We start from the raw sequence: 442 nt of genomic DNA, 5'->3' as shown, positions 1-442 counted from the left end.
GAAAAATAGTCTTTATATCACCCAAAGTACGCCATGTTGATAATACTATTGGATTTGTCCTACTTGATGTATTCGTTGACGGCGAGACCTTTGCACCATGAGGCAACGTAATGGTGAGCAACGATTCAAGGTCTGTTACCTTGGTTAGGCCTCCATCAGATGTTAAATACGGCCCACTACCCTCAATAACCCTTGAGGTTTGCGCTGTTAAGGCCTGTGCACCAAATGAACACAACCACAACAATAACGCCGCAATGCATAACGGGGACTTTGATAAGAACGATAAAAGATTGAAACTCTGCTTCGACAACAACCCTACCGATAAACTCGGCGAGTTCACTAAGCTAGATGATTTTAGTGATAAAAATAAGAATGGAGTCTGATTTTGACTACGATGATATTGAAAAAGATTTAGGGCGTAGGTTTGGCAGGCCAGATGCCA

General features: G+C 42.3%; 1 protein-coding gene. It reads right to left on the bottom strand.

Annotation, left to right across the window (positions count from 1 at the left end):
* The coding region (locus GQ598_RS10945; RefSeq protein ID WP_160404141.1) for a hypothetical protein at positions 1-442 on the bottom strand (442 nt) is incomplete at both ends.

It is taken from the genome of Gilliamella sp. Pas-s95 (assembly GCF_009795795.1).
In the GTDB taxonomy this organism is placed as follows: Bacteria; Pseudomonadota; Gammaproteobacteria; order Enterobacterales; family Orbaceae; genus Gilliamella; species Gilliamella bombicola.
This window is presented reverse-complemented; position numbering and strand designations above follow the sequence as displayed.